This is a genomic window from Halorientalis persicus, assembly GCF_900110215.1.
GTDB lineage: Archaea > Halobacteriota > Halobacteria > Halobacteriales > Haloarculaceae > Halorientalis > Halorientalis persica.
Map to the genome: position 1 here is coordinate 21,812 of NZ_FOCX01000017.1, position 22,671 is coordinate 44,482.

The 22,671-nt window shown below is 63.8% G+C and carries 41 protein-coding genes and 1 tRNA gene; 41 read left to right on the top strand and 1 reads right to left on the bottom strand.

The genetic code is table 11. The features are described from left to right. Window positions 1-153: 153 nt before the first annotated feature. The 35 genes from BMX17_RS26230 (at window position 154) to BMX17_RS16455 (ending at window position 18,740) form a co-directional block, all read left to right on the top strand. Window positions 154-306, top strand: coding sequence for a DUF7560 family zinc ribbon protein (locus tag BMX17_RS26230; RefSeq protein WP_170845442.1), 153 nt, complete (start codon window positions 154-156; stop codon window positions 304-306). 586 nt (window positions 307-892) lie between these two features. Further along, window positions 893-1,042, top strand: coding sequence for a hypothetical protein (locus tag BMX17_RS26235; RefSeq protein WP_170845443.1), 150 nt, complete (start codon window positions 893-895; stop codon window positions 1,040-1,042). Continuing rightward, window positions 1,035-1,193, top strand: coding sequence for a hypothetical protein (locus BMX17_RS26240; RefSeq protein WP_170845444.1), 159 nt, complete (start codon window positions 1,035-1,037; stop codon window positions 1,191-1,193). Before BMX17_RS26235 ends, BMX17_RS26240 begins: the two co-directional genes overlap by 8 nt. Continuing rightward, a complete protein-coding gene (locus tag BMX17_RS16315; RefSeq protein ID WP_092662020.1) occupies window positions 1,186-1,662 on the top strand; it encodes a bZIP transcription factor in 477 nt (158 codons plus the stop codon). The genes BMX17_RS26240 and BMX17_RS16315 overlap by 8 nt, the downstream gene beginning before the upstream one ends. 190 nt (window positions 1,663-1,852) lie before the next feature. Beyond that, a complete protein-coding gene (locus BMX17_RS16320) occupies window positions 1,853-3,940 on the top strand; it encodes an ATP-binding protein (protein WP_092662022.1) in 2,088 nt (695 codons plus the stop codon). Window positions 3,941-3,942: 2 nt separating this feature from the next. Further along, entirely contained in the window at window positions 3,943-4,323 is a 381-nt protein-coding gene (locus BMX17_RS16325; protein WP_092662024.1) for a hypothetical protein, read from the top strand. Further along, the gene (locus BMX17_RS16330; protein WP_092662026.1) at window positions 4,316-4,594 is read left to right on the top strand and encodes a hypothetical protein; all 279 of its coding nucleotides are present in this window, start codon (window positions 4,316-4,318) and stop codon (window positions 4,592-4,594) included. Before BMX17_RS16325 ends, BMX17_RS16330 begins: the two co-directional genes overlap by 8 nt. Next, window positions 4,587-4,916 carry a hypothetical protein gene (locus BMX17_RS16335; protein ID WP_092662028.1) on the top strand — a complete coding sequence of 110 codons (330 nt, stop codon included), beginning with the start codon at window positions 4,587-4,589 and terminating at the stop codon, window positions 4,914-4,916. The genes BMX17_RS16330 and BMX17_RS16335 overlap by 8 nt, the downstream gene beginning before the upstream one ends. Before the next feature lie 2 nt (window positions 4,917-4,918). Then, the gene (locus BMX17_RS16340) at window positions 4,919-5,176 is read left to right on the top strand and encodes a hypothetical protein (protein ID WP_092662030.1); all 258 of its coding nucleotides are present in this window, start codon (window positions 4,919-4,921) and stop codon (window positions 5,174-5,176) included. Further along, window positions 5,176-5,388 carry a hypothetical protein gene (locus tag BMX17_RS16345; protein WP_092662032.1) on the top strand — a complete coding sequence of 71 codons (213 nt, stop codon included), beginning with the start codon at window positions 5,176-5,178 and terminating at the stop codon, window positions 5,386-5,388. Before BMX17_RS16340 ends, BMX17_RS16345 begins: the two co-directional genes overlap by 1 nt. Further along, window positions 5,385-5,663, top strand: coding sequence for a hypothetical protein (locus BMX17_RS16350; RefSeq protein ID WP_092662034.1), 279 nt, complete (start codon window positions 5,385-5,387; stop codon window positions 5,661-5,663). The genes BMX17_RS16345 and BMX17_RS16350 overlap by 4 nt, the downstream gene beginning before the upstream one ends. Beyond that, window positions 5,656-6,066 (top strand): hypothetical protein, encoded by a 411-nt coding sequence (locus BMX17_RS16355; protein ID WP_092662036.1) that lies wholly within the window; start codon window positions 5,656-5,658, stop codon window positions 6,064-6,066. The genes BMX17_RS16350 and BMX17_RS16355 overlap by 8 nt, the downstream gene beginning before the upstream one ends. 99 nt (window positions 6,067-6,165) lie before the next feature. Then, window positions 6,166-6,609 carry a hypothetical protein gene (locus BMX17_RS16360; RefSeq protein WP_092662038.1) on the top strand — a complete coding sequence of 148 codons (444 nt, stop codon included), beginning with the start codon at window positions 6,166-6,168 and terminating at the stop codon, window positions 6,607-6,609. Then, window positions 6,602-7,069, top strand: coding sequence for a hypothetical protein (locus BMX17_RS25260; RefSeq protein ID WP_139203557.1), 468 nt, complete (start codon window positions 6,602-6,604; stop codon window positions 7,067-7,069). Before BMX17_RS16360 ends, BMX17_RS25260 begins: the two co-directional genes overlap by 8 nt. Window positions 7,070-7,348: 279 nt before the next feature. Then, window positions 7,349-7,600 (top strand): helix-turn-helix domain-containing protein, encoded by a 252-nt coding sequence (locus BMX17_RS16370; RefSeq protein ID WP_092662042.1) that lies wholly within the window; start codon window positions 7,349-7,351, stop codon window positions 7,598-7,600. Window positions 7,601-7,660: 60 nt separating this feature from the next. Next, window positions 7,661-7,954 (top strand): hypothetical protein, encoded by a 294-nt coding sequence (locus BMX17_RS16375; protein WP_092662044.1) that lies wholly within the window; start codon window positions 7,661-7,663, stop codon window positions 7,952-7,954. A 2-nt stretch (window positions 7,955-7,956) separates the two neighbouring features. Beyond that, complete coding sequence (locus BMX17_RS16380) at window positions 7,957-8,166, top strand: hypothetical protein (RefSeq protein ID WP_092662046.1); 210 nt, start codon at window positions 7,957-7,959, stop codon at window positions 8,164-8,166. Between the two features lie 445 nt (window positions 8,167-8,611). Then, window positions 8,612-8,935, top strand: coding sequence for a hypothetical protein (locus BMX17_RS16385; protein WP_092662048.1), 324 nt, complete (start codon window positions 8,612-8,614; stop codon window positions 8,933-8,935). A gap of 45 nt (window positions 8,936-8,980) precedes the next feature. Further along, window positions 8,981-9,069 (top strand) — tRNA-OTHER (locus BMX17_RS16390). Window positions 9,070-9,082: 13 nt separating this feature from the next. Then, complete coding sequence (locus tag BMX17_RS16395) at window positions 9,083-9,340, top strand: hypothetical protein (protein ID WP_092662049.1); 258 nt, start codon at window positions 9,083-9,085, stop codon at window positions 9,338-9,340. A 117-nt stretch (window positions 9,341-9,457) separates the two neighbouring features. After that, window positions 9,458-9,580, top strand: a complete 123-nt coding sequence (locus BMX17_RS27325; RefSeq protein WP_280141404.1) for a hypothetical protein — start codon at window positions 9,458-9,460, stop codon at window positions 9,578-9,580. A gap of 5 nt (window positions 9,581-9,585) precedes the next feature. Further along, complete coding sequence (locus tag BMX17_RS16400) at window positions 9,586-9,915, top strand: hypothetical protein (RefSeq protein WP_092662051.1); 330 nt, start codon at window positions 9,586-9,588, stop codon at window positions 9,913-9,915. Between the two features lie 17 nt (window positions 9,916-9,932). After that, on the top strand, window positions 9,933-10,151 hold the full coding sequence (locus BMX17_RS16405; RefSeq protein WP_092662053.1) for a hypothetical protein: 219 nt from the start codon (window positions 9,933-9,935) through the stop codon (window positions 10,149-10,151). After that, window positions 10,144-10,308: a hypothetical protein gene (locus tag BMX17_RS26245; RefSeq protein ID WP_170845445.1), complete on the top strand. Its 165-nt coding sequence runs from the start codon at window positions 10,144-10,146 to the stop codon at window positions 10,306-10,308. The genes BMX17_RS16405 and BMX17_RS26245 overlap by 8 nt, the downstream gene beginning before the upstream one ends. A gap of 76 nt (window positions 10,309-10,384) precedes the next feature. After that, window positions 10,385-10,795: a hypothetical protein gene (locus BMX17_RS16410; protein WP_092662055.1), complete on the top strand. Its 411-nt coding sequence runs from the start codon at window positions 10,385-10,387 to the stop codon at window positions 10,793-10,795. Continuing rightward, complete coding sequence (locus BMX17_RS16415) at window positions 10,792-11,052, top strand: hypothetical protein (RefSeq protein ID WP_092662057.1); 261 nt, start codon at window positions 10,792-10,794, stop codon at window positions 11,050-11,052. Before BMX17_RS16410 ends, BMX17_RS16415 begins: the two co-directional genes overlap by 4 nt. Further along, window positions 11,045-12,010 carry a MerR family transcriptional regulator gene (locus BMX17_RS16420; protein ID WP_092662059.1) on the top strand — a complete coding sequence of 322 codons (966 nt, stop codon included), beginning with the start codon at window positions 11,045-11,047 and terminating at the stop codon, window positions 12,008-12,010. The genes BMX17_RS16415 and BMX17_RS16420 overlap by 8 nt, the downstream gene beginning before the upstream one ends. Continuing rightward, the gene (locus tag BMX17_RS16425) at window positions 12,007-12,252 is read left to right on the top strand and encodes a hypothetical protein (protein ID WP_092662061.1); all 246 of its coding nucleotides are present in this window, start codon (window positions 12,007-12,009) and stop codon (window positions 12,250-12,252) included. The genes BMX17_RS16420 and BMX17_RS16425 overlap by 4 nt, the downstream gene beginning before the upstream one ends. Window positions 12,253-12,431: 179 nt before the next feature. Then, window positions 12,432-12,827, top strand: coding sequence for a hypothetical protein (locus BMX17_RS16430; RefSeq protein WP_092662063.1), 396 nt, complete (start codon window positions 12,432-12,434; stop codon window positions 12,825-12,827). A 15-nt stretch (window positions 12,828-12,842) separates the two neighbouring features. Further along, entirely contained in the window at window positions 12,843-13,550 is a 708-nt protein-coding gene (locus BMX17_RS16435; protein ID WP_092662065.1) for a hypothetical protein, read from the top strand. 4 nt (window positions 13,551-13,554) lie between these two features. Beyond that, window positions 13,555-13,743: a hypothetical protein gene (locus BMX17_RS16440; RefSeq protein ID WP_092662067.1), complete on the top strand. Its 189-nt coding sequence runs from the start codon at window positions 13,555-13,557 to the stop codon at window positions 13,741-13,743. A gap of 6 nt (window positions 13,744-13,749) precedes the next feature. Then, a complete protein-coding gene (locus BMX17_RS16445; RefSeq protein ID WP_092662069.1) occupies window positions 13,750-15,375 on the top strand; it encodes a hypothetical protein in 1,626 nt (541 codons plus the stop codon). A gap of 7 nt (window positions 15,376-15,382) precedes the next feature. Beyond that, entirely contained in the window at window positions 15,383-15,811 is a 429-nt protein-coding gene (locus BMX17_RS16450; RefSeq protein ID WP_092662071.1) for a hypothetical protein, read from the top strand. 16 nt (window positions 15,812-15,827) lie between these two features. Continuing rightward, window positions 15,828-16,013 carry a hypothetical protein gene (locus BMX17_RS25265; protein ID WP_139203558.1) on the top strand — a complete coding sequence of 62 codons (186 nt, stop codon included), beginning with the start codon at window positions 15,828-15,830 and terminating at the stop codon, window positions 16,011-16,013. A 3-nt stretch (window positions 16,014-16,016) separates the two neighbouring features. After that, window positions 16,017-18,740, top strand: a complete 2,724-nt coding sequence (locus tag BMX17_RS16455) for a hypothetical protein (protein ID WP_092662073.1) — start codon at window positions 16,017-16,019, stop codon at window positions 18,738-18,740. On the opposite strand, the gene BMX17_RS16460 is transcribed toward BMX17_RS16455, so the two are convergent. Beyond that, window positions 18,737-19,057 carry a hypothetical protein gene (locus BMX17_RS16460; RefSeq protein ID WP_092662075.1) on the bottom strand — a complete coding sequence of 107 codons (321 nt, stop codon included), beginning with the start codon at window positions 19,055-19,057 and terminating at the stop codon, window positions 18,737-18,739. The genes BMX17_RS16455 and BMX17_RS16460 overlap by 4 nt on opposite strands. A gap of 45 nt (window positions 19,058-19,102) precedes the next feature. Here BMX17_RS16460 and BMX17_RS16465 point away from each other — a divergent pair, with 45 nt between their 5' ends. The 6 genes from BMX17_RS16465 to BMX17_RS16490 all read left to right on the top strand — a co-directional run bounded on the left by BMX17_RS16465 (window position 19,103) and on the right by BMX17_RS16490 (window position 22,654). Next, entirely contained in the window at window positions 19,103-19,714 is a 612-nt protein-coding gene (locus BMX17_RS16465) for a hypothetical protein (protein WP_092662077.1), read from the top strand. A gap of 34 nt (window positions 19,715-19,748) precedes the next feature. After that, window positions 19,749-20,687: an HNH endonuclease gene (locus BMX17_RS16470; RefSeq protein WP_092662079.1), complete on the top strand. Its 939-nt coding sequence runs from the start codon at window positions 19,749-19,751 to the stop codon at window positions 20,685-20,687. A 25-nt stretch (window positions 20,688-20,712) separates the two neighbouring features. After that, the gene (locus BMX17_RS16475) at window positions 20,713-20,916 is read left to right on the top strand and encodes a hypothetical protein (RefSeq protein ID WP_092662081.1); all 204 of its coding nucleotides are present in this window, start codon (window positions 20,713-20,715) and stop codon (window positions 20,914-20,916) included. Between the two features lie 2 nt (window positions 20,917-20,918). Beyond that, entirely contained in the window at window positions 20,919-21,314 is a 396-nt protein-coding gene (locus BMX17_RS16480) for a hypothetical protein (RefSeq protein WP_092662083.1), read from the top strand. A 3-nt stretch (window positions 21,315-21,317) separates the two neighbouring features. Further along, a complete protein-coding gene (locus BMX17_RS16485; protein WP_092662085.1) occupies window positions 21,318-22,268 on the top strand; it encodes a phage minor head protein in 951 nt (316 codons plus the stop codon). Between the two features lie 71 nt (window positions 22,269-22,339). Next, window positions 22,340-22,654, top strand: a complete 315-nt coding sequence (locus BMX17_RS16490; RefSeq protein ID WP_092662087.1) for a hypothetical protein — start codon at window positions 22,340-22,342, stop codon at window positions 22,652-22,654. Window positions 22,655-22,671 lie beyond the last annotated feature (17 nt).

Consider the following 22,671-nt stretch of genomic DNA (forward strand, 5'->3'; position numbering starts at 1 on the left):
CCCCACGATTATTTATACAATACGGCCCGCAATAAGCGGCGCAATGATTCTTACGCGTTGAGAATACCTGTATCGGACCCGAAGTGGTGCAATTCCCGCTCTGCTGGAAACAGAGGGCTTCATTTATCCCCTGACCTCATAGCATCAGTACGGATGGTCGAAAACGGGGCCGCAGAGTATCGGTTCGTCTGCGATGAGTGCGGCGAGTCGCTGGAGGTCAACGATGCGATGCGTGACACCCTCATCGAGAAAGGGTGTGTGATCTGCAGTGCCACCGTGACTACCGCCGAGTTTTCCACCGAGTAATTCGCCCCGCGACGGAACCACAAAAAGTGACTGTTCGCTAACCACTCGTTGTTATCACGACAGCCGTCTTGCTTATAGCCAGATATGGTTTACACGACCGGCCTGAGACGTGATCGTCTGCCACGGGGATAGAGTGAGTTATCATTACATACCACAATCGGTGCTGTGCTCGGATCCGAACGACTGTCCCCGTGGCGCCGGAGCATCGAGCCGGGAGCGTCCCGGCAGGCGGCTGCTGAGAAAACCACATTCTGGCCGATTCTCTGTGACCCCAACTTCCGACCGTCAACCCTTGGGGTCAGGTCGATACATCCCACTCTCGCTCGTTCGGTGGCTGACGGAGGTCGTCGATGACCAACAAATAATATCCTGATTTTTGGACCCATACATCTGACTGTAGGGAACTACAAGTACAAATATTAGAAGATAGGTGGCGGAAATGAGGTGGCATGGAACCAAATAAGATAGTGTGTCTGAACGGCTGTACGCACAGTTTTCGGCCAAATCTGGATGTTCGGGCAGAAATTCAGGTTGGTGCACCGCAACAGCCGGCCGGTGCAGATCGGTGCACTGACGAGGTGGTGGCATGAGTCTCGCCGACCGCTTCACGACCAAGACCTGCGGAGTCCTCGGCTGCGGCGCTGACGCCGAGGTCGTGATCGACCACCCAGAGCACGGTGAGCGGACCGTGTGTGGCAGCTGTGCCGCCGACTTCGAGGTGGTCCGCGATGTCTGAGGACCAATCCGACGCCGTCGTAGCTCAGCAGGTCGCCCAGCGAGCGCTCGCGAAGTGTGTCTACGTGGAACGTCGTCTCGACGCCCTGGACGCAGACATCGGCCGGTGCAAAGACGCCGTCGCAGAACTGGAGGGTCGGATCGATGACTGACGGCGTCGAGATCGAGCCAGAGGACGCGCTGGAGGTGGCCCAACGTGCCCTCGCCCGCGTCTCCGAGCTGGAGGAGCGCCTCGACGAAACCGAGGCCGAGAATGCAGAGCTGAAAGAGCGGCTGACAGTGCTCGAACTCAGATACGACGACCTGGACGGCGGCCGCTCCTACGACGATCTTGACCGGAACGGCCGTGTTGGTCGTGTCCGTGAGCACGCCTTCGAGCGAGCGACAGAGGGCCACGGCCACGCGACGCTGGACTACAATGACGTGATGTGGAGTGTCTTCGACGGTGAGCCCAGCGCGGACTACTGCTACAAGCTGATGCGGCTGGCCGCGGATGCGACCGGCTTCACGTTCCGAGATCCCGACGGGAAGGGCAAAGAACTCCGGGTGAACGCAGACGCCGCCCGGCAGGGCGTCTCGTTTTCGTCCGCGAATAAAACCGCACAGGAGGGGGGCCGGTAGAGATGGTCCGCTACTACCGCCACAAGCCACCTCCAGTTGTGTTTCAACCAAGTGCAGTTGTGTAAATAACTGTCGAATAGCTGATGGTCTCCCGTCGAATCGCCGTCGTCGCCGTCGTTGGCGATTCTTCGGGCGGCGAAATCAGTTTTATTCGCAGACGAAAACGGACGCGGTTTGCGGTTCACGATAGATGGCACAAGCGAAACCCACGCGGAACGAACAGGCAGAAATCGTCGACCGGTTCCTGGAGTGGTACCGGCAGTACTACCGCGACGAGATCGGCCAGCTGGCCCAGCGGTATCCGCAGGACCAGCGGTCACTCGTCGTCGAGCACAGCGACCTCTACAGCTACGACCCGGAGTTGGCCGACGACTGGATCGACCACCCGGACCAGTTTCAGGACATCGCCGAGGAAGCATTGCGGCAGTTCGACCTGCCGGCGGACGTCCCCCTTGACGACGCCCACGTCCGCATGGCCGGACTCGGGGAGACGTACACGGTCTACCCCGACGAGTTTTCGCCGACCGACGCGGCGAGCGAGTATCGGACTGTCCGCGGTGACGTCCTCGTCACGACCGAACCATATTCGGTGGTGACGACGGCGGCCTTCGAGTGTCAGCGGTGTGGCACACTCACCCGGATCCCGCAGTCGGGCGACTGGCAGGAGCCCCACGAATGCCAGGGCTGTGACCGGCAGGGCCCGTTCAAGATCAACTACGAGCAGTCGGCGTTCGTCGACGGTCAGACGATCCAGTTACAGACGCCGCCCGAGCGGGCGAGTGGCACCGGGCGGACGCTGCAGGTGTTCGTCCGGGACGACGCCGTCGACCAGGTGGAGATGGGCGACCGGATCGCCGCGAGCGGTATCCTCCACCTCAACCAGCAGTCACAGAACGGGCAGAAACAGGGGGAGTTCGAGCCCTACATGAAGGGGCATCACATCGCCGTTGAGGAGTCCAACAGCGCCGACCTGGACATCGACGCGGAGACGCGGGAGCGCGTGGAGGACCTCGCGGACGGCGCGGAGGGCGAGCCGCTGGACGTGGTCGCCGAGTCGTTCGCGCCGGAGGTCCACGGCTACGCAGACCCCAAGAAGGCCCTGGCGCTGGCGATCGTCGGCGGCGCGACACAAACGCCCGACCTCCGCGGGATGTTCCACGTCCTCCTGATCGGCGACCCGTCGACCTCCAAGTCGATCTTGATCGGTCGCGCCAACGAGCTGGCCGCGCGGTCGCTGGCCGCTGACGGCAAGGGATCGTCCTCCGCTGGTCTCACGTCGACGGCCACGCAGGGCGAGTTTTCCGACGGCCGCTGGACACTCCAGCCGGGGGCGTTGGTCAAGGCCAGCGGCGGCGTGCTGACGATCGACGAACTGGACGATATGCCCGGCGAGGACCGAAAATCGCTGCTCAAACCCATGGCCGACCAGGTCATCAACGTCTCGAAGGCTGGGATCAACGCCACGCTGTCGACGCAGACGGCGGTCCTGGCGGCGTCGAATCCGAAATACGGCCGGTTCGACCCCTACGAGCCCTTGGCTGACCAGTTCGTGTTCGACTCGAACCTCATCAGCCGGTTCGATCTCGTGTTCACGTTCCGCGACCAGCCCGAGGAGAGCGGCGACCGAGAGATCGCCGACCACATGACGCGCTATCGAGACGGCCAGGTTCGCGAACACCGCGGCGTCGAGGTGCCAGACGCACAGGCCGAGGCGACCGACCAGCCGGTGAGCGACGAGATACTGCAGGCGTGGCTGGCGCTGGCGAAACGCCAACCAGATCCGTACTTCGCCGACGAGGGCGTCCGCGAAGAGCTCCGGGACAAGTTCGTCACGATGCGCGGGATGAACGGTTACGATGATGACGACGAGGTCCCGGTGACGTTCCGGAAGCTGCCCGGCGTCGAGCGTGTGGCTCGCGCGATCGCGAAACTGGAGTTCTCGCCGGTGGTCGAGACCCGCCACGCCGAGCAGGCTATGGCACTGGTTGGGTCCAGCCTGCAGGACTACCAGAAGACCGAGGAGGGCACGCTCGACGCCGACATCAGCGAGACTGGGGAGAGCCAGTCCCAGAAAGATCGCAAACAGGCTGTCGCCGACACGATCCGCGACCTCCAGACCGAGGGCGACAAGAAGGGCGCGGCGGTCGGCGATGTCGTCGACAAGCTTACCGATGAGTATGAGGAGTCGACACTCCGCCACGACATCCGGCAGTTCATCCAGACCGGCGAGGCGAGCGAACCGCGGAACGGCCGCGTGCGCTACTTCGGGAGGTTGTAAACATGTCCGAAAACGATACATCCATGAGCGGTATCGAGCACAAGGACTCCATCAACAGTCTCGCGTTCGTCGACGGGGACAGTGGATCGCACGTCGAGTACGGCGGCCCGTTTGCGTTCACTCGCGATGGCGGGACGGCGGAGGTCACGATCCCGGTTGATCCCGACGACTACGCCGGTATCTACGAGACCACCGCCGAGAACCTGACCGACCGGGAGGGCGATCTCGCGGTCGCGGTCGCCGACGGTGGTATCGAAGTTACTGGCTTCATCGACGCCGCCGTGATCGAAGAGGGGCGGCTCGTCGTGGCTATCGACGACGGCAACTACGCCGGCCCGTCTGACATCGACATCGATCCTTCGGAGGTCGATCGCGATGTCTGAACGCGGTACTGAGCGTTTCAAGGAACATCCGGACCCGGACCGGTTCTTCATGCAGATCGAGCCGGCCGAAATCGAGATGCAGCCGATGGATCACGACGACGTGACGTTCAAAACACAACTGGTGCCCGGCGGCTCGTTCGGTTTTGAGCTGTCAGCCCGCTACAGCTACGCCGGTCGGGACTGCACCCAGTGCATCTGCCTCGGCAGGGAAGCGACCGAAGCGCTTTACGAGCGTCTTGGCGAGATTCTGGAGGTCGATCACCGTGAGTAACGACTACCTCGCCGTGTTTCTTTACCGGTGGGACGACGCGAACGACGTGCGAGACGCCAGCACCGTCGGATTTGGCGAACAGCGGCAGATCCAACAGCACTACCCGTCGACGGTCATCGGCGTGGCCACGCGGCCCGTCGGCGAGCCTATCGACCACCACGAGGGCACGCCGGAGTACGAGGACCGCACGGAACGAGAGTTCCGCGAACACGTCCGCGAGGTCGCCGACGACGTTCGGTGGTTCAACACGCCGCTTCAGTGCGACACCGAGGACCTCGTAACGCCTGCACAGTCGACCACGGGTACTGAACGGGGTGACTAGTCGTGAGCGACGCGAAAGAAACCCCGGACGCCGACGAGGTCCCGCCACCCGAAGCGGACGAGGACTGGGTGCGCGTCGAGCGGGGCCACGCGTTCATCGGGATGCGCGTCGCGATCACCACTGACGCCCGGACCGTCGAGGGGCCGATCACCGCCATCTGGGAGTACCGGGGCGACCCGACGCGCGTGGAGGTCGAGCCCGACGAGGGCGAGCCGCTGAACGCGAACCCGAAGAGCGACCACGTGGAGGTGCTCGGCTGATGTCGCTGACGCTCACGTTCACGTGGCAGCACCTCGTCGGCGGGCTCTACGGCGTCGGGTTGGTGTGGGCGCTCGAACTCGGTGAAGACGAGTACCGGCGGTCCGGGCTCGGCTCTGCCCTCGGCATGGCGGCGTTCACGCTTGGGGCGACGTGGGTCCCGCTGACTGTGGCACTGCTCGCGATCGTCGGCCTGCTGGAGGTGCTGGCATGACGTTGTACTTCGCGTTCGACCCACCGGAGGATCTCCTCGACGACCCCGTCGAAGACATGGGCTGGCCGGAGGCTCCGGTCTCGGTCTACGACCCGACGCTGCCGAATCCCTACGACATCCCGGGCGCCGCTACGAAGACCCGGCAAGCGATCGAGGCGCTGCCGGACCGACCGCACACCTATCACCCAGTCAAGTACTGGGTCCGCATGGAGTACTACCCGCTCGTCGAGAACGGTGACGTCGTCCGACCGCACGGGGTGAGCGACGATGAGTGACCTCTCCGACATCACGGACCTGACAATCCCGGATCCCGACGAGATCACGACCGACGCCCTTGACGAGCTGACGAGAGCCCACACCGACGCCCTCAACGACCGGCTAATCGATGCCGCAGCCGACGGTTACGACTACCTGTACGTCGTAAACGACTACGCGACGCGGAACCTCCGGTCCGGAGTCTTCCAGACCGATCGTCTCGGAGAAGAGTTAACGGCATCGCAGCGAACGCTCGCGACTAACGCTGAGCCCGAGGCTCTGCTCCCGATGCTCAAGATCCACGGTAGCGCCAGGGCGTACGACTTGTCGATACTGACCGAAGCCGAACGTGAGCAGATCGCGGACGGGGATATCCCGCGACAACTCCTGATAACTTCGGTCACGGAGGGCGACGATGCCTGATCCGTTCCTGCGTCCGGTCTGCTGGGTCCGTGGGCACGATACGGAGGTACTATCGTTCCATCACCATCGGTACGACTGGGTCTGTCGGAGGTGTGGCAAATGGGGGTAGACTACCAGGCCCGCGACGAGCAGCGCGCCCGACAGGCCGACCGGCAGGCCGCTCGCGAGCGCTACCACCGCGTCCTCCGGACGGTCGCCCACAACACCGGCGACCCCCAGCCCCCGGCGGCGCGGCTGTCGAGCATCGGGCTGACGCTGGTCGCCCACGGCCCGATGTCCCGGTCGGACTACCGGAGCGCGCTGCAGGCCGCCGAGGAGAACCACGACCTCCTTCGGCTGGTCGATCCGCAGGACGGCACAACGCGCCGGCTCGCACTCGTGACCGAGCCGGACCTGCGGGCGGTCGTTGACTGGCTTGCCGAGCACGATCACGAACGGCAACTGCTGGCGCTGGTCATGTGGTTGGCCGACCACCAGCCCGACTGGGACGACGTGATCGGGCACGCGAACGCGGCCCTGCAGGAGGTGCGTGCAAATGAGTAAGTTGCCCTGGGGTGTGTGTACGCGTTGTGGCGATTACATCGACCGTCCCAATGTAGTTGAGTGCGACGGGGCGGAGGAGTGCCGAGTGGTTGATAGCTGGGCGGTTGATGAAATAGAGCCGAATCTGGTATCGCCTGTCCCCCACCTCTCGAAAGCCCGTGCGCTTGACAGAGTGTCTGTTGAGACCCAACACGGCGGCACTTTGAATGGCGTTGTTGATATTTCCGGCTTCTCTGAATCAGAGCCGTCGGGGTATGCTGTCGAGATAACGCCAAAACACATCTGGGACTCAAATGTCGGAGATCTACTGTGGGTCCTCGTCCACCGACGCCGCGCTGATGAGTGGGCTGGCGTTCACTTGTACGAATTGTTAGAGGACTTCGAGTCATGGCGTGATGTTGGGCCCGTGGAATCCATCACTCTCAGAGAATACCCCCGCGAGGAGTGTGATGGTGCATGACGAGCGAGCCCGTCTATCTGCCACCGAATCCAACCGATGTCTATCACACAGACCCGGACTGCCAGCGTCTAAAGCAAGGCGTGGAAAAAACAGTCGCGATAACTGAAGCAAAGGGCTTCTACGGCCTTCGGGAGTGCAGGTTCTGTGGCGGAGATGTAGAGCATGGCGCCCACAGTAACGAAAGATGCGAAGCAACCGCTTCTGATGGCACTCGTTGTGGACACACACCATTGGCGGGCTCTGATTACTGCCTCGCACACCTTGACCTTGAGGTCAACCATGACTGAGGAACACCCACCCACCACGCCGACGACCGTGCCCGAGGCGATCGCCGACGAGCCACCGGCCGCCGCGCTGGTCTACCTGCTGGTCGACGCGAACGAACCCACGACGTTCGGCGCGCTCGTCGAGGCGAGCGGCCTCTGCGCCACGACGGCCCGGACGCATCTGGACACGCTGCTGGACGCCGACCTCGTCGTCGAGGAGGTCCACGGCTCGGATGCGCGACGGGACATCTATCGGACGGCATAGTAATGATGTAGTAAAGACTAAGTGGGTATGGGTGTAACAATGTAGTAGAGGCAAACAACAATGCCCGCAACCTACGCAGACAAGCCGACCTCGGAATGGGACTACAGCCACGCGCTCGCGGAAGGCGATGTGTTGGTACACACGGACGATCAAACCGGCGAGCAGGCGGTCTGGGAAATCGCAGCGGTCAATGATGATGGGTCCGTGCGTGCCGAGATGGTTGATCAATCGCCGGGTGACGTTGCTGGCAACCCGACCGAACACTGGTCGGAGGACGAGATCACGCGATCGTTGGCTGATGACGTACTCGGACTGCGCGACGATGGTCGCAGTCATGAGCTCGCGACGTTCTGAGCATGACTGAGTGGACGACTATTCGCGTCCGCAAAGCCGCTCGCGATGAGGCTGACGAACGGAAGCCCGACGACGTGACCTGGTCGGAATGGATCACGGGCGAGCGCGAGGCTGACCTCGACCCCGACATCGACGAGGATGCGATCGCCGACGCCGTCACAGAAGACCTCCTCGCCCAGCTCCCGCCGGCGATCGCCGACGAACTCCGGTAACATCTCGCCTTTGCTGACAGTCCACTCAGACTGGTAGTGTGAAGAATTTGGCCTTTCGGCATGGTTTAGGCCCACAGGCCGCAACTAACAGGCAGCACCCGACATGGGTGCCCATCCCCCGACCCACCCCAGCCGACCGATCACACGCTCCCTGTGTGGCTTCCACCCCCGGTCGGACATCCCCTTTCGATGCACGCGGACCGTCGTTCATAGCGGCGGACCAACGGCCAGCGACTACTCCCCCACTATGGCTGCAACATCCACCGCACAGACGGAGTTTCCGTGCTCTCGTGACGGTTGTAGCAACACTCGGACACAGGATAGCTCGGTTGAAGGCTCATACTGCTCACAAGATTGCCACGACCGCGCCAGTGGCGGAAAGTTGCTGGAGCGCCTTGGCGATGACCACCGATTCTGTGCTTCGTGCTACCGGCCGCTGAAAGTAGTGTACCGCCCGGCAGACAGCGAGTGTCCGAAGCTTCGGACGAAAGCGCTGGTCGTCCGAGAGTCGTTCGTGGGCTACGAGGAGCTGACCGAACACGCCGAGCAGGGGGCCTACGGCATCGAGTGTTCCTGCGGCTCCGTCGGCTACGGCGACCCCGAGTCCCTGTGCCGGGACGGCTCCCCATACGAGTGGTTCCTCAAACGCGCCATCGGACAACTACGCCGGGAGGGTGCGTGGGGCCACCGCTTCGACGTGGCGACGTTCGCCGACGCCATGTGGGAGGGCGACGATCTCGACCTCGCGGTGGGCAAAGCGATCCGCTGATTTCCATACGGCCGCGGGCGTAGGGGCCTCGCGGCGACTCCTTTTGGCCGGCTTGAGTCAGGCAAAGCACTCGACTTGTCATTCCGCGTGTTTGCTACATCGAGCGTTCACGGGTTCGAATCCCGTGCCGGCCTTCGCGATGCGATTATGTCAACGTCAAAACCGACGCTTCGCGACGAACTCGCGGAGTACAACGACCACCTCGACGACTGCCTGAGGAGCCGATTCAGTATGTCGCTCAAGACCTTCAAGACGATCAAGGCCACTACGCAACTGGTCGGCGCGGCGGCTGGCATCTACGCGATGACCCTGCAGGCTGACCCGCTGGCTGTGCTGACACTCGTGACGGTGATGGTGTCGGGCCCAGAGGTGCTGGAACTCCTCATCAACCAAGAGCAACAGTAGCCATGGCCGCCACCCCAACCCGGGACGGCACGACCTGCCTCTGCGGGCGGCCGTACTGCCGGCTCGACGCACCGGATCACTGCCCGCGCTGTGGCCGTGACCTGCCTAACTGATCCCATGTCCTTGCCCGTCGGCGACGCGACGCCCGCCCTGTCGGACGGGCGGCTCGTGATCTACTCGCGCGACGACCACCGCGCCTGGATCCAGGGCCCGCCGGTGGACCTCACGGAGGCACGCTAACACTCATGCTCGACACGATCATCCGCCTGCTCCGACAGGCCGGCGCGTACCGAGAGTCCGACACCGACCGCAACGGCGTTCTCAGTTACGCCGCCGAGACGCATGCCGTGGGCTACGGCGGGGCACTGGGGGCGACGGTCGCCATCGCAGTGCTCGGCCTGCCGTGGCCCCTGGCGGTCTGGCTGGCCGGCTACGGCGTCGTCTGGCTCTCGCGCTGGACGCACAACGAGCGCATCCTATCCGAGCTCCGGCGGGAGCCCCAGTACTTCCTCGGCGCGAGCGTCGCGTCGTTGGTCGTCACCTGGGGGCTGGCCGCCGTGGCGGGGATCGCCTGAGCACTCCACCGTTTCCGATGCTATTCGACAGTACCTCCACCCACCGACTGCGCACACTCACGATTAAACTCATCGCCAACCCGACGCTGCCGGCGCTGGGCTACACCAAGACCGTCGAGACGATCGTCGCCGGCGGGCCGACGGCGTCGTGGCTGGGCTACAGCGCGCTGATCACGCTCCTGTGGGTGTTCGCCGACGACATCCGCGATACAGTCGAGGAGATGGCCGATGACTGAGGAACATCCGGAAGACTGGTCCCCGAGTATCGACCGCGACGAGGTCCAGGCGGCGATCGCCGAAGCACGGGCCGAAGCGAGCGAGCACAACGCCGAGTACGCCGCTGGGATGCGGCATTCCTGCACGATCATCGAGTCGGCCCTCCGCGACGACTGACCACGCTCGCCCCGTGACCACACGCGACGGTCGCGGGGAGCATCACCAACCCGCAACCCTTCAACCGCAACTCACGATGCCCCGAACAGTCGACATCACGATCGAACCGAACGACAAGTACGACGCGGTAATCCGTGGCAAACTCCCCGACGAGGACGCACATCAAGAGGCCCTCACAGAAGAAGAGTATCGCGAAGCCCATCCAGCGCCGGATGCGGCCGACGACTACGTCGCGTTCGTCGACGAGGCCGCAGAAGTCCAGCCCGAGGACTACGGCAAGGATCCCGAGGAGATCCCGACGGTCTCTTGGGACGACATCAGTCCGTCGTCGGACGCCGACCTCGTCGCGAAGATGGCGACGTACTTCACCGGCATGTCCCCCGACGAACCGACGGATCTGCTTCGAGCCAAACTCCGGCTCCTGGATGTCGACACCTACATCGACGCCCAGCTGGCTGCGACCGCTGAACTGCGCGAGGTAGCATGAACGCGTTCGCCCAGCTGTACGAAGGTCGCCTCGAGTACGCCCGAGCGACGCCCGGCTCCCGGGAGTGGTGGCAGGCCATCCGCCGCCTCCGCATGGCGCGCCGCAGGATCAACGACGCCATCTCTGCGATTGTGGATGCGATCACCTCGCTGGCGGAGATCGTCGCCGAACCGCTCCTGTCCATCGCCGAGGCCATGCCCGACCTCTCGCCGTCGGCGTGGACACTCCCCGACACGGACGGTGGTCACGATGAGTAACGCGCCCGACGGGCCGCTCGACGACTACGACCCCGACGAGACGGTGTACGCGACGGACCCGGAGGACAGCGGCTCGGTTACGTTCGGGTCTCGCGAGGAGTACGACAAGCCCTACAAAGACAAAAACTGGCTGTACCACCAGTATCACGTCCTGAAGAAGAGCATGTCTGAGATTGCGGATGAAGTGAGTATCACGCATGGTACGATCGGCTACTGGATGGACAAGTACGACATTTCGCGGCGAGACCTGCCAGAAGCCGGCGCAATCGCGAAGGGTGCTGGTAATAAACGATACCGGGATGCCGGGTGGTTGCGCGAGCAGTATGTTGAGCGAGAGAAGAATACACCTGAGATTGCGGAGCAATGCGGAGTGAGTAGTCACACTATTAGCGACTGGCTTGACCGCCACGGAATAGAAACACGCTCCCGAGCGGAATCGCAGTGCGGTGTTGTCCAATACGAAGAACTCGGTGATGAAGAGTGGCTCCGCACACAGTACATCGACCGGAAACGGGATTCTGCCGACATCGCTGAAGAGATTGGGTGTGCTTCGAATTCGGTGCGGCATGCCCTCAAACGATACGACATTCCGATGCGCGACCGGTCTGAATATCTCCACTTAGCGAAACGGCAGGAAGTCGGCACGGGCGAAGTCGAACAGCCCCCAGAAGAGGCCGAGGACGCCGGAGGCGATGAGACAACCGCCACCCAGTCGGGCGGTAATAGCTACGAAGGACCGTCCGTGGGCATCGATCTGTCGTGGTCGGACTCGAAAACAGGCGAGACGCAGTGGTGTCCGTACACTGGCGAGGACTGGCTCCGCTGGCAGTACCACCAACTCGGCAACTCGATATACGAAATGGCCGACATCTGTGGCTGTAGTGAAACGACAATTCGGCGCTGGATGGACCGCTTCGGCATCGAGCGCACAGACGGCGGCCCGGAGCCCGACACATGACCCGCAAGAGCACGAGCGTCACCGAGGACGCGTTCGAACACGGCCAAGCCACCAAGAAGGGCAACGAGTCCTGGTCGGAGTGGTTTCACCGGGCTGCTGACGCGCTGGAATCGCAGGACAGCGACGTGAGCACGGACCCGAGCACGACTGACGTGCCTGACGATGTCCTCCGAGAGGCCCACATCCCGGACATCAAGCGGGAAGTGGCCGACGAGGTCGAGAATCGCCTGACGCGACAGTGAGCACGGTACCGAGCACACATGACTGACCGCACCTGGCCGCGCTGCGAGGACTGTACGCTCCCGGCAGTCTGCCTCGGAGCCGATCTCGTCTCCCCGGACCACCTCTGCGGGCAGTGCTGCCCCACGCACCGGGGCAACGACGCCACGATCTCCCACGCCGTCGCGGAGGGCTACACTGCATGACCGATGTCCTCGTCGAGCCGGACGATACCGCGGAACGACTCCGCGACTACGTCCGAGCACACCCTGACGTCCGCAAAGACCAGTACTCGGGGTACGACGACCCGATCATGGGCGCGTGCTACGTGCTGGCGGAGAGCTACTTTCACTCGATGGGCGGCACGGACAGCGACCTCGAGGTCTACCGCCTCGGCTGGGACGACGTCGACCCGAGCTACGATGGGTCCCACTGGTTCCTCCGGAACGCCGACGACGCCGTCATCGATCTGTCGCTCCCGACGCCCGAAGACGGCGACGTCCCGTGGGATGTCGCGAAACACCGTGCGTTCATCACCGGCTACGAACCGTCAAATAGGGCGCAGCGCGTCCTTGAAGCGCTGAACCTCGGAGACTGAAACAAACTCAACCTCATGGCACCTGACGAGTTCCACTCCGACGCCCACCCGGAAGCCACGGATATCACCGGCGACCGGGACTACGGCGAGTGGGGGCAATGCGTCGCCACCGCCAAGTCAACGGGTGAGCGCTGCCGGGCGCCAGCCAACGGCTCGCACGGGAAGTGCGGGACACACGGCGGTGACGAAGACAGCGGCGCACCCGAGGGCAACGACAACGCCGAAGGGAACGATGGCGGCGCTGCACCCGAAGGCAATGACAACGCAGCCACGCACGAACTCTACTCGGACGAAAACGCGTACTACCAACGCCGGGACGAGGCCAACCAGACGCTTATCGACGCGATCTACGACGACTACTACAAGCGCTTCGAGGCCCGCAACGGTGAGCCGATCACAGGCGACGAGGCGATGCTGTTCAAGGTCGCGGTCAGCGTCCATAAACTCCTCAAGGCCGATGACTGGATCGAACAGCGGCCGGAGACGCTGGACTCGGGGCATCCACTGATCGACCGCTCCGAGAAGAGGACGGCACAGGGTGAGTCCTACTACGAATACGTCCAGTCGGCGGTCATGAAGGCCGAGAAACAACTGGAGGGGTTCATCCGACGCTGGCTCAAGGCCAACGACCTGCACGGCCCCGTGGACGACGGCGCGGACGTCGAAGTCGAAGTGACGGCGAAGATGTGGGACGACCTGACCGGCTACTACGACGAGGACTGATTTCATGAGTGCGCACACCTCCCAAACCCACGGCATAGTTCCGCTGGCGGCCGACAAGTTCGAGACTGGCGACTGGTCATTCCAGTATCGCCACGTGGCCGTATCGCCAGCTGCGGCAGAGGATGAGGTACGACTCGTGAACGGGCTACTCCCTGCCGGCGTCGACGAGGTTGCCATCAGCACCGACGAATAGCACACCATGAGTACCGACAGCACTGGCCCCGCGCCCGATGCCGATGACATCGTCGCGGTGCCGCCACCGTCGCACTTTGCCGAGCGGGCCGACACCGGCGACGAAACGTGGCTCGAGGATGCTATCACCGCATATCTGGACCTGACGCTCGGGCCCAAGCAGCGCGAGATCTGCCGCTCGGTCGTCACCAACGAACGGACGGCCGTGATCGGGGCGAACGGGACGGGGAAGACCTACATCACGGCAGCGATCGTGCTGGCGTGGCAGAACGTCCGCTACCCGGCCATCTCCTTTGGGACGTCGGGAACGGGCAAGAAGCTGTACCGGACGCTGTGCCGGCCGATCGACAAGCTCCAGAATGCCGCGAACGGCGGCGCAGGACTCCCCGGCGAGTTCAAGAAACAGCCGCCGCGCATCGACTACGACGACCCCGAACACTACTTCGAGGCGGCGACGCCGTCCGATGCCGGCGAACTGGAGGGGGCCCACGAGGGGTACACGCTGTCGATCATCGAAGAGGCCGACAAGGACGACGTGACGGCCGAGACGATCGACGCGATGCGGTCGCTCGTCACCGACTACGACAAGGGCCGGATGCTCGCTGTCGGCAACCCGCCAACGGACGAAACGAACGCCTTCGCCGACATCGTCGCCGACGACTCGCCGTGGCACACGGTGCGTGTGTCGTCGTTCGACAGCCACAACGTCCTCGTCGAGACAGGACAGCGCGAGGGCGAGCGGATCGACGGCATGGCGACCGTCTCCGCGCTCAAGGCCGACTGGCGGGACTATCACGATATCCCGTGGCCGGGCGTCGCCCAGGCCCAGCAGTGGACCGATCCGGACCACCCTGACTTCCGTGAGGATCTTCACGAGGACTGGTACCGCCGGCGGGGTGGCATCATGCCACCGGACTCGGCAACGATCGCCCGCCCCTACGACGCGGCGACGGCGAAGGCGGCCTACGCCAAGCCGCGGACGGTCTCGACGCTCGGCGCGGCGGTCCCCAACAACCCACCCGTCGGGACCGGCATCGACGTCGCCGGCCCCGGCTCGGACCGGACGGTCGCGATCACGTGGTACCAGAACGGCGACGTCGAAGTCCAGTACACGGCCCAGGACGCCGACTACCCGGCCCAGGAGGAGGCACTGCTGGCCGAGGACCGCCTGGGCGGCATCCGCAACCACCCGGTCGCTGTGGACGCCTCCGGCGAGGGCTCGGGCCTGGCGGGATATCTGGACGACCGGCTGCCCGACGTCTACCGCTTCGGGAGTGACAAGAAGCCGCTCACCGACGGCGAGGCCGACGACAACCCGTACGGCCTGGTCAACTACGCGACCCAGCGAGCCGAAGCCCTGGCCGCACTGGGGGCCGCACTCCCGGACGCTCGCTACGTCGACGGCGACCTCCGTGAAGAGCTGGTCGCCGGCGGGCGGACCATCCGATACGGCACCAAGACGCTGGACTCCCGCGGCGAACACGGCGCGGAGGTCGTCACGGTCAACGCGAAGGACGCGATCGCCGACCGGATCGACCGCTCGCCGGACTTCCTCGACGCTTGCTCAATGGCTATCTGGGCGCGTGACTGCACGCCAGAGGGCATCTCACCCGAGAACGCGGTCGTCTTCTGACCCACCCATGACAACACTCCGCTGTCCCGAGTGCGGCACTCCGCACACTGACCCGCCGAATCCAGCACAGCTACCCAGAGACACGACGGTCTACGTCACCTGCGAGTGGTGCGACAACCGCTACGGCGCGACCGTCTACACCGGGCCCGACGACCCGTCCGACGAGATCCCACCGGGGATGCTGGCCATGGCCCAGCTCGTCGGCGGCGGGACGGCCCTGGTCTGTGGCAACCTGCGCGGCAACACGGCGATCACATCCCAGCGACAGGCTCAGGCCGCCGGCCGCATGACGGGCGGTGGCGTCGACGTCACCGTCACCGGCAACGCAGTGCAGCCGCCTGCGAACGCCGTTACGATCAACGCAGACGCCCAAACCTCTAGCCAGATCCGAGACGCGGTCCGGCGACAGCGGGACCAACGCGGCCAGCGCCGATGAACGCGGTGGTATTCTAATGATAGTGACAATCATGTGGACGGCGGCGGCGGCAGAGGCACACGGCCGCGAGACCGACTATCGCGGTGTCACGGCCGTCGGACAGCACCCGGACGAACTCAAACTGCACACGGACGACGACTCGCCACCGGTCGTGATCGATCGCGACTACGTCGTCGCGTACAATCGGTACGCGGAGGAGTAACGGATGAAAGACGCCTCGACCGACAAGCCAGTTCTGGCGACCGACGCTGCACTCGCCGCCGACAGCAGCGACGGCAACGCCCAGGATGGCGAGGCGAGTCCGCAGGCCCGGGACAAGCGCCCGATCGTCATCGGCCGGCGCGAACACACGGCCGAGCCGGACAAATCGAACATCGAGCAGTGGCGGGAGGCCTACAAGAACAACCCGCTGATTCGTGTCCCGGTCCAGAACTTCGCCGCGGACGTCCTCGAGCCCGGGCTCTCGGTCACGCTGGAGTTGGGCGACGATGCGGACGAGGAGGCTGTCCCGTCGGTGCCGGATGACCACTACGCCGAGCAGTACCGGGGGCTTGACCTGGACACGGCGCTGGAGCAGTGGCTCGCCAACAGCTACATCGACGGCTGGGACTTCGACGCCTCTGCCACGGACCTGCTGGAGGCGATCGTCAAGGACCGCCGCGGCCGGCGTGGCACGGGCCTCGTCGAACACTCCTGGGACGACCCGACCAAGCGCGAGCGCCTCCTCGCACTGCGCCCGATCAAGACTGAAACGGTCACGGCCTACATCCGGGAGGGGAAGGCAATCGCCCTTCGGCCAGATGACAACGCCAACGAGTTCGAATCGGTGGCCGTCGACGACCTCGGTGACGACTCGCGCGAAACCGCGCCCAAGACGCCGGCGGGGAAGACCGCGACCATCGCCCAGTTCGACGACGTTTTCGGCGCGAGCGAGCGTGACGAGATCCCGTTCGCGCTGGACGACATCACGGTCTCGCCCTACGACGCCGACACGGGCGCGCTGTTTGGCCGCCCGGACACGGCGACCGTCGCCGAGCGGGCGGATGCCGTCAAGGAGAAACTCGCCCATATCGACCAGGCGATCCTGAACACGGCCTTTGCGAACATCATCGCCAAGGTGGACACGGACGATCGGGAGCTCGCAACAAAGATCCGCGACGACCTGAGCGTCAACTCGCCGGACACGGTCTCGGGGACGAACGTCCCGGTCGAGATCACGGAACTGGACGGGTCAGTCCCCGACGCCGTCGACACGATCCAGCAGGAGATCGAGTTCGTCCTGGCGGCGATGCCGACGCCGCTGTACCGGGTCGGGTTCGCCGGCGACATCAACCGCGACGTGACCGACGTCCAGCAGGAGGACTACCGCGACGAGGTCAAGCGGGAGCGCCGGCGGCTCGAAGCCGACTTCCAGGGCGCACTCGAGCAGAAGGCCCGCGAGTTCCTCCACGGCAGTGCGCAGGCCGACGCGGAGCTGGACGTGACGCCACGGCTCCGGATCCGGCCCGAGGAGGCAGCGTCGCCGCTCCGCGACGAGGAGTTCGACCCCGAGGCGTTCGCGACGCTGATGAACGGCCTCGCGACGGCCGCAGGTCCGAAGGGTGGCGCGGACACGATCGTCCCGCAGGACGAGATCGTCGACACGTTCCTGGATATGGATCCCGACGACGTCCTCGGCGGCGACGGCGCAGACGAGGCCGAACTGGACGAGTCCGACCCACGCGTCCAGCAGGCGTTCGCAGAGTTCACGGATGTGGATGCGGCGCTCGCAACTGGCGCGGATCGCCATGCCTACGGCCCGGCGATGAACACTGACGATGCGTTCTATCGCCTGGATCCCGACGAAGCGTACTGTGCGGTTGAGGGCGACGTGTTCGGCCAGTTCGATGACGTAGATACCGACGACAACGACCGCCGGCTCTGCCCATATTGCGGCGACCAACTCCAAGATACCGACGCGGCGCTGGCTGACGGGCAGTCGGGCGTGACCTTCACCAACGTCGGCGGCGACCCCTTCCACGATCAGGCCACGCTCGAGGCGTTCCTCGACGAGCTGGCCGACGTCGCCGAGGGCCCGGTCCGGATCGGCGATACGGAGTGGCCGGCCGAGGACTACAGCATCCACGACCACCCCGTCACTGCGGTGGGCCTCTCCGAAGCGGCGGCCGAATCCATCTGGGCCGACTACAGTGACGAGGCCCGGGCGCTGTGTGGGCCCAAGCCGCGGGCCGCCCTATCAGCCGACGACTGGACTCCCGAACTGCATCCGCGCGATGAGGAGGGGAAATTCACAGAGGCGGGCGGGGCCGTTTCTGGACTGATTAAAGGAGCTTACGAAACATTCTCTGACGAAAGCGACAGACAGACAGTCAGCAACCTAACCCAGGCTTGGGCCGGGTGGCCAACAGATAGTGACACAGCACCACTCTGGAAAGCGGCGGAACAGGCAACCGGGAACCGAAATGACCCGACCGACATCACCGACACGCCGATGCTCCAGAACCAAGCGAGCCCGGAAACCGTCCAAACTGCAGCCGACTATCAGGACCATGTCTCTGATGTCCTTGGCGAGGTGGCGGAGGGCGACACGATTACCGCCCATAGATTTCTTCATGGTGAGGCGGCGGAGCGGCTGCGGAATGGCGAATCACTCCCGCCGCGAACATTAGCGAGTTGGACGACTGATGAGAACACTATCGGACAGGTGATCGACGAGGCAGGGTTCGACGCCGAGGGCAATCCCATCGAAGCCGAAGACGCCGTCGTCGTCACAATGGAGGTCCCAATAGAAAACGTGATGGATCACCACGCAATCAACCCTGAGCTAAACAATGCTGGGCAAAACGAGGCAATTATCGGGCTTCCCGAATCGGACGATCTTGCCGACGGGACCGTTCGTGAAGCTACGGAGGTGACTGGCGGTGATTAGTCGCCGTCGATCGACGCGAGGCGCTTCGACTTCTCAGTCTTCTCACCAACCCGCTGTGAGACGGTGTCGACCGTGGATTTCTCCAGTCCAAGGAATTCTGCGATATCACCATGCTGCCACCCAACCAACTCCTTCAGTGCGTACACCTCCGATTCGCGCTTGCTTAGCGGCGTCTCGTCGGCAAGTTCCTCGGAACGGCAGATGTTACACACCGGCTCATTCAACTCACTCAAAAGACCGACTACGATACCGTGATCAAGCTCGTCGGTCGATGTGCACCGGGCGCATTCTGTCTGACCATTCATGTATTCCACCACACTCTACAAATATGTGGAGCGTCGGTATAAATATGAGGGATAGAAATGCCTGACAAGGACATCCCTAACATCCTGCTCGGCTATGACTTTGAGCCGCCAGTAGCCTCCGACGCCACAGAAGAGACTGGCGAAACCTCGGCTCAACTCGCGACGCGCTACGAACCCGGCGAAGACCTGGTCCAGACGCCGGACGGACTCGGGCTGGTGGTCGAGACGATCACCGAGACGCGCGAGATCGACGAGGGCGAGGACATCCCGGACCGCGTCGAAGCGAGTTCCGAGTCGCCGACCTACGTGGTCACACTCGCCGATGCTGACCCACCGCTGGGCTTCTACAAGGCGAGCGACCTCTCGGCGGCCGACGTCGACGCAGACGTGAACCCGCTCGACGAACTGGGTGGCGAAGAGGCCGAGATGGCCTGTGCCGAGGCGGAACTCGGCGACTGGTCGCCGCCCGAGTCGTGGGAAGAGGCGGACTTGCCGGCCCGGGCGATCGGGCTGAAGGCCTTTGCATCCATGGGTGGCGATTTCGAGGGATGTGAGTCGGAGATGGACGGCAACGTGGCTACGCCGGACCAATTCTGCGGTGCGTTTCTCGACTGGATATTTTCTGGCTACGACTTTTGGAGGGGAGATAGCTTCTTACCCGGGGACTGACAACCATTAAGGCTCCGCAAAACCATATTACGCCATGGGCGACACATGTCCGGACTGTGGTGAAGAGTTCGAGCGGCTGAATCAACATCTCGCGTTGAGTGATTGCGAAGGTGAAGGTTCGAAAGTCACGCTCGAATGTGCTGAGTGTGGTACCGAATTTGAAGAGTACAGGTATCGGGTTGAGAGTGACCGAGATCGTGATGGCACGAAGTTCTGCAGCAAAGCCTGTCACAATGCGTCGATGCGGGCCGGAAACTCAGTCCCGTGCGACTGGTGCGGCGAACAGACGTACAAGTCGCCGTCCCAACTCGAAAACAATGACCACCACTTCTGCTCGCAGGAATGTGAGAATAGATGGCGTGCCGATAGGATGTCCGGCGAAGGCGCGCCCTGGTGGGATGGCGGGAAAGAGGTGGTCGAATGCGAATATTGCGGTTCCGAATACAAAGTCACGCCCGCACTCGTCAACGTCACACGGTTTTGTAGCCGCGAGTGTCAGGTTGACGCCATCCGACCTTCGGCTGAAGAAACGCCTGACCCGGAGTTTGAGACCAAGGTATGCGCCAACTGTGGGAAAGAAATCACGCGCCGGTCGCACCACTTTCGCGGCGAAGTCGCAGTTTGTAGCGAGGACTGTTTCAGTGACTGGATGTCCGAGAAACGCCGTGGTGAAAAGAATCCAGCGTGGAAAGGTGGGAAGACAGTCGTTGATAGGGTTCGAGCTGCTTTAGGCGAAACTTCTTGGGAGAAGATCGCGGCCGATCAACGAGAACACGCAAATCATGAATGTGAAATATGTGGCACGTCGCCCAACGGCCGAAAACTTGCGGTCCACCACATTATCCCAGTGGCTTCTGGTGGAACGAATGGCGATTGGAACCTCATGGCACTCTGTAGCGAGTGTCATCAGAGGGTTGAGAACAAGACACGCAAGATTACCGCTCCTCACCTGTTCCAGCCAGTTGCTGAGTAACTCAATCCTGCCGGGGGACTGACTCATGACAGACAACAGCCCAAACTGCGAGTGCCCGGTCTGCCGTAGCCAGTCGTGGGAGTGGTTCGAGTACATCCAGCTGACGGGGTGGCGGTGTGGGACCTGCGAGACCACGATTGTCCGGGCCGACTCGCCGACAGACGACGTCCAGTGCGAGCAACCATCTGCAGAGGGCGAGTCGATCCCACGGAGCGTTCGGAAGGACTGATCATGTTCGAGAGCATCCGGCGGCGACTTTCAGGCGTCTTCCGACCGCCAGAATCGACCGTGGCTGATACGTCCGCCGATGATCCCCGTGAGTGGTCGCCGGACGATGGCGCGGGCTACATCCCGACCGAGGAGGGTGGCTCGGGCCGCGGCACCAGGCAGATCCACACCCTCGCTAAGCGCCATCTCCCCGGCGACGACTACACCATCCACCGCACGGAATTCAACGATGGCACGACCCGCACGATGGCACAGTACAACGACGGCTGGGCGGCGACGAACTACCGGACATACGAACTCTGGCAGGAACGCGGCGAACTCTGGATCGAGTACTACGAGGGCGACGTCCGCCGCGACCGGCGGATCTTCCGCTTCGAGCTGACTGACCGCGTGATCTAACCCATGCCTGATCCAGCCAAGAACCTCCGCGAGGACTTCCTCCGCGAGATCCGCCGCCGGTTCCGCCGGCTTCGGGACCAGGTCCGCCGCTGGGCTGGCTACGAGGACGACATCTTCGGCCTCGGGCAGGACGCTCAGGCCGCTACCAGCGCGGCGGACCTGCCTGACGACGCGCCGCAGGTGTTCCGGTTCCAGACCGACCGCGCCAAGATCGCGGCGTTCCTGGCGTGGTGGCAGGACCGCCTCGACGCCGACCTCCTCGAACCCATGCCCCAACGTCGCGTCCGCAACGGCGAGCACTGGACGGGCGCGCTGCTCCGCGCGGCGTACGCCCAGGCGTGGCAACAGGCCCGATCACGACTCCGCACCGAGGGTGTCAGCGTCGGCTCCCTCCCAGGTGGCGAGGACGGTGACGTGATCGAGGGCCTGCTGGACATGCCCGCCCCCCGTCGGGCGCTCCAGGAACTCTACACCCGGACTTACGAGAATCTCCAGAGCGTCGGCGCGGACGCGGCCGAGCCCGTCCGCGACACGCTCGTTGAGGGCATGGACCAGGGCTGGAACCCACGGAAGACGGCCGACAAGCTGACCGAGGAGGTGCGGACACTCCAGCACACCCAGGCCGAAACGCTCGCCAGATCGGAAACTCAGCACGCGTATTCGGTGGCCACGCTCGACAGATACGAGCGGGCTGGCGTCGGCGTCGTCAGTCACGGCGAGTGGCTGGATACGAACGATGCTCGCGTCTGTACCTTCTGCCGCCGACTCTCCGGCGCCGAGCTGGCGCTGGCTGAGATGCGTGACGGGCTCGTGGAGTTCCGCGGGCAGGTCTTCAGATTACTCGCCCCCTCACACCCGAATTGCCGCTGCTCGATCGCGCCGAGCGTCGACAGTGATCCGCCGACGTCGCCGCTGTCGGAGCGGGTGCCGGGGACTGTGCTGGCAGGCGGGTAGCCCGACCACTGACCCGATGACGCTGGCCCGGCCGAGCACCAGAGAGGGCACGGACCCCACTTCTGCAACCCATGAGTAACGACGCACCCACTCGCACGAAAGAGGCAACGCTCGCTGACGGCGAATCGATCACGGTTGATGCCAAGACCGACACTGCCGACCGCGTCGCGACACTCGTTGATGATGGCGACGGCAACGAACCGGCTACGTACGACCTCGTCCAGGAGGTGCGGAATAGCGAGGGCGACTGGATGCCGTTCGACTCGGTCTCGAGCACGACCGAGACGGCGTTCGTCGACGAGGCCGTCCCGCGACGGATGCGCGCAACGGTCACGAATGTGTCAGGCGGCGAGGCCACGTTTCGGGCGGCGATGAACGCCCGGTGATCTGCCATGGCACGAAC

Bases quoted from the DNA above. Each gene is read 5' to 3' on its own strand.
- BMX17_RS26230 (WP_170845442.1), top strand. From the start codon at position 154: ATGGTCGAAAACGGGGCCGCAGAGTATCGGTTCGTCTGCGATGAGTGC.
- BMX17_RS26235 (WP_170845443.1), top strand. From the start codon at position 893: ATGAGTCTCGCCGACCGCTTCACGACCAAGACCTGCGGAGTCCTCGGC.
- BMX17_RS26240 (WP_170845444.1), top strand. From the start codon at position 1,035: ATGTCTGAGGACCAATCCGACGCCGTCGTAGCTCAGCAGGTCGCCCAG.
- BMX17_RS16315 (WP_092662020.1), top strand. From the start codon at position 1,186: ATGACTGACGGCGTCGAGATCGAGCCAGAGGACGCGCTGGAGGTGGCC.
- BMX17_RS16320 (WP_092662022.1), top strand. From the start codon at position 1,853: ATGGCACAAGCGAAACCCACGCGGAACGAACAGGCAGAAATCGTCGAC.
- BMX17_RS16325 (WP_092662024.1), top strand. From the start codon at position 3,943: ATGTCCGAAAACGATACATCCATGAGCGGTATCGAGCACAAGGACTCC.
- BMX17_RS16330 (WP_092662026.1), top strand. From the start codon at position 4,316: ATGTCTGAACGCGGTACTGAGCGTTTCAAGGAACATCCGGACCCGGAC.
- BMX17_RS16345 (WP_092662032.1), top strand. From the start codon at position 5,176: ATGTCGCTGACGCTCACGTTCACGTGGCAGCACCTCGTCGGCGGGCTC.
- BMX17_RS16350 (WP_092662034.1), top strand. From the start codon at position 5,385: ATGACGTTGTACTTCGCGTTCGACCCACCGGAGGATCTCCTCGACGAC.
- BMX17_RS16355 (WP_092662036.1), top strand. From the start codon at position 5,656: ATGAGTGACCTCTCCGACATCACGGACCTGACAATCCCGGATCCCGAC.
- BMX17_RS16360 (WP_092662038.1), top strand. From the start codon at position 6,166: ATGGGGGTAGACTACCAGGCCCGCGACGAGCAGCGCGCCCGACAGGCC.
- BMX17_RS25260 (WP_139203557.1), top strand. From the start codon at position 6,602: ATGAGTAAGTTGCCCTGGGGTGTGTGTACGCGTTGTGGCGATTACATC.
- BMX17_RS16370 (WP_092662042.1), top strand. From the start codon at position 7,349: ATGACTGAGGAACACCCACCCACCACGCCGACGACCGTGCCCGAGGCG.
- BMX17_RS16375 (WP_092662044.1), top strand. From the start codon at position 7,661: ATGCCCGCAACCTACGCAGACAAGCCGACCTCGGAATGGGACTACAGC.
- BMX17_RS16380 (WP_092662046.1), top strand. From the start codon at position 7,957: ATGACTGAGTGGACGACTATTCGCGTCCGCAAAGCCGCTCGCGATGAG.
- BMX17_RS16395 (WP_092662049.1), top strand. From the start codon at position 9,083: ATGTCAACGTCAAAACCGACGCTTCGCGACGAACTCGCGGAGTACAAC.
- BMX17_RS27325 (WP_280141404.1), top strand. From the start codon at position 9,458: ATGTCCTTGCCCGTCGGCGACGCGACGCCCGCCCTGTCGGACGGGCGG.
- BMX17_RS16400 (WP_092662051.1), top strand. From the start codon at position 9,586: ATGCTCGACACGATCATCCGCCTGCTCCGACAGGCCGGCGCGTACCGA.
- BMX17_RS16405 (WP_092662053.1), top strand. From the start codon at position 9,933: ATGCTATTCGACAGTACCTCCACCCACCGACTGCGCACACTCACGATT.
- BMX17_RS26245 (WP_170845445.1), top strand. From the start codon at position 10,144: ATGACTGAGGAACATCCGGAAGACTGGTCCCCGAGTATCGACCGCGAC.
- BMX17_RS16410 (WP_092662055.1), top strand. From the start codon at position 10,385: ATGCCCCGAACAGTCGACATCACGATCGAACCGAACGACAAGTACGAC.
- BMX17_RS16415 (WP_092662057.1), top strand. From the start codon at position 10,792: ATGAACGCGTTCGCCCAGCTGTACGAAGGTCGCCTCGAGTACGCCCGA.
- BMX17_RS16420 (WP_092662059.1), top strand. From the start codon at position 11,045: ATGAGTAACGCGCCCGACGGGCCGCTCGACGACTACGACCCCGACGAG.
- BMX17_RS16425 (WP_092662061.1), top strand. From the start codon at position 12,007: ATGACCCGCAAGAGCACGAGCGTCACCGAGGACGCGTTCGAACACGGC.
- BMX17_RS16430 (WP_092662063.1), top strand. From the start codon at position 12,432: ATGACCGATGTCCTCGTCGAGCCGGACGATACCGCGGAACGACTCCGC.
- BMX17_RS16435 (WP_092662065.1), top strand. From the start codon at position 12,843: ATGGCACCTGACGAGTTCCACTCCGACGCCCACCCGGAAGCCACGGAT.
- BMX17_RS16440 (WP_092662067.1), top strand. From the start codon at position 13,555: ATGAGTGCGCACACCTCCCAAACCCACGGCATAGTTCCGCTGGCGGCC.
- BMX17_RS16445 (WP_092662069.1), top strand. From the start codon at position 13,750: ATGAGTACCGACAGCACTGGCCCCGCGCCCGATGCCGATGACATCGTC.
- BMX17_RS16450 (WP_092662071.1), top strand. From the start codon at position 15,383: ATGACAACACTCCGCTGTCCCGAGTGCGGCACTCCGCACACTGACCCG.
- BMX17_RS25265 (WP_139203558.1), top strand. From the start codon at position 15,828: ATGATAGTGACAATCATGTGGACGGCGGCGGCGGCAGAGGCACACGGC.
- BMX17_RS16455 (WP_092662073.1), top strand. From the start codon at position 16,017: ATGAAAGACGCCTCGACCGACAAGCCAGTTCTGGCGACCGACGCTGCA.
- BMX17_RS16465 (WP_092662077.1), top strand. From the start codon at position 19,103: ATGCCTGACAAGGACATCCCTAACATCCTGCTCGGCTATGACTTTGAG.
- BMX17_RS16470 (WP_092662079.1), top strand. From the start codon at position 19,749: ATGGGCGACACATGTCCGGACTGTGGTGAAGAGTTCGAGCGGCTGAAT.
- BMX17_RS16475 (WP_092662081.1), top strand. From the start codon at position 20,713: ATGACAGACAACAGCCCAAACTGCGAGTGCCCGGTCTGCCGTAGCCAG.
- BMX17_RS16480 (WP_092662083.1), top strand. From the start codon at position 20,919: ATGTTCGAGAGCATCCGGCGGCGACTTTCAGGCGTCTTCCGACCGCCA.
- BMX17_RS16485 (WP_092662085.1), top strand. From the start codon at position 21,318: ATGCCTGATCCAGCCAAGAACCTCCGCGAGGACTTCCTCCGCGAGATC.
- BMX17_RS16490 (WP_092662087.1), top strand. From the start codon at position 22,340: ATGAGTAACGACGCACCCACTCGCACGAAAGAGGCAACGCTCGCTGAC.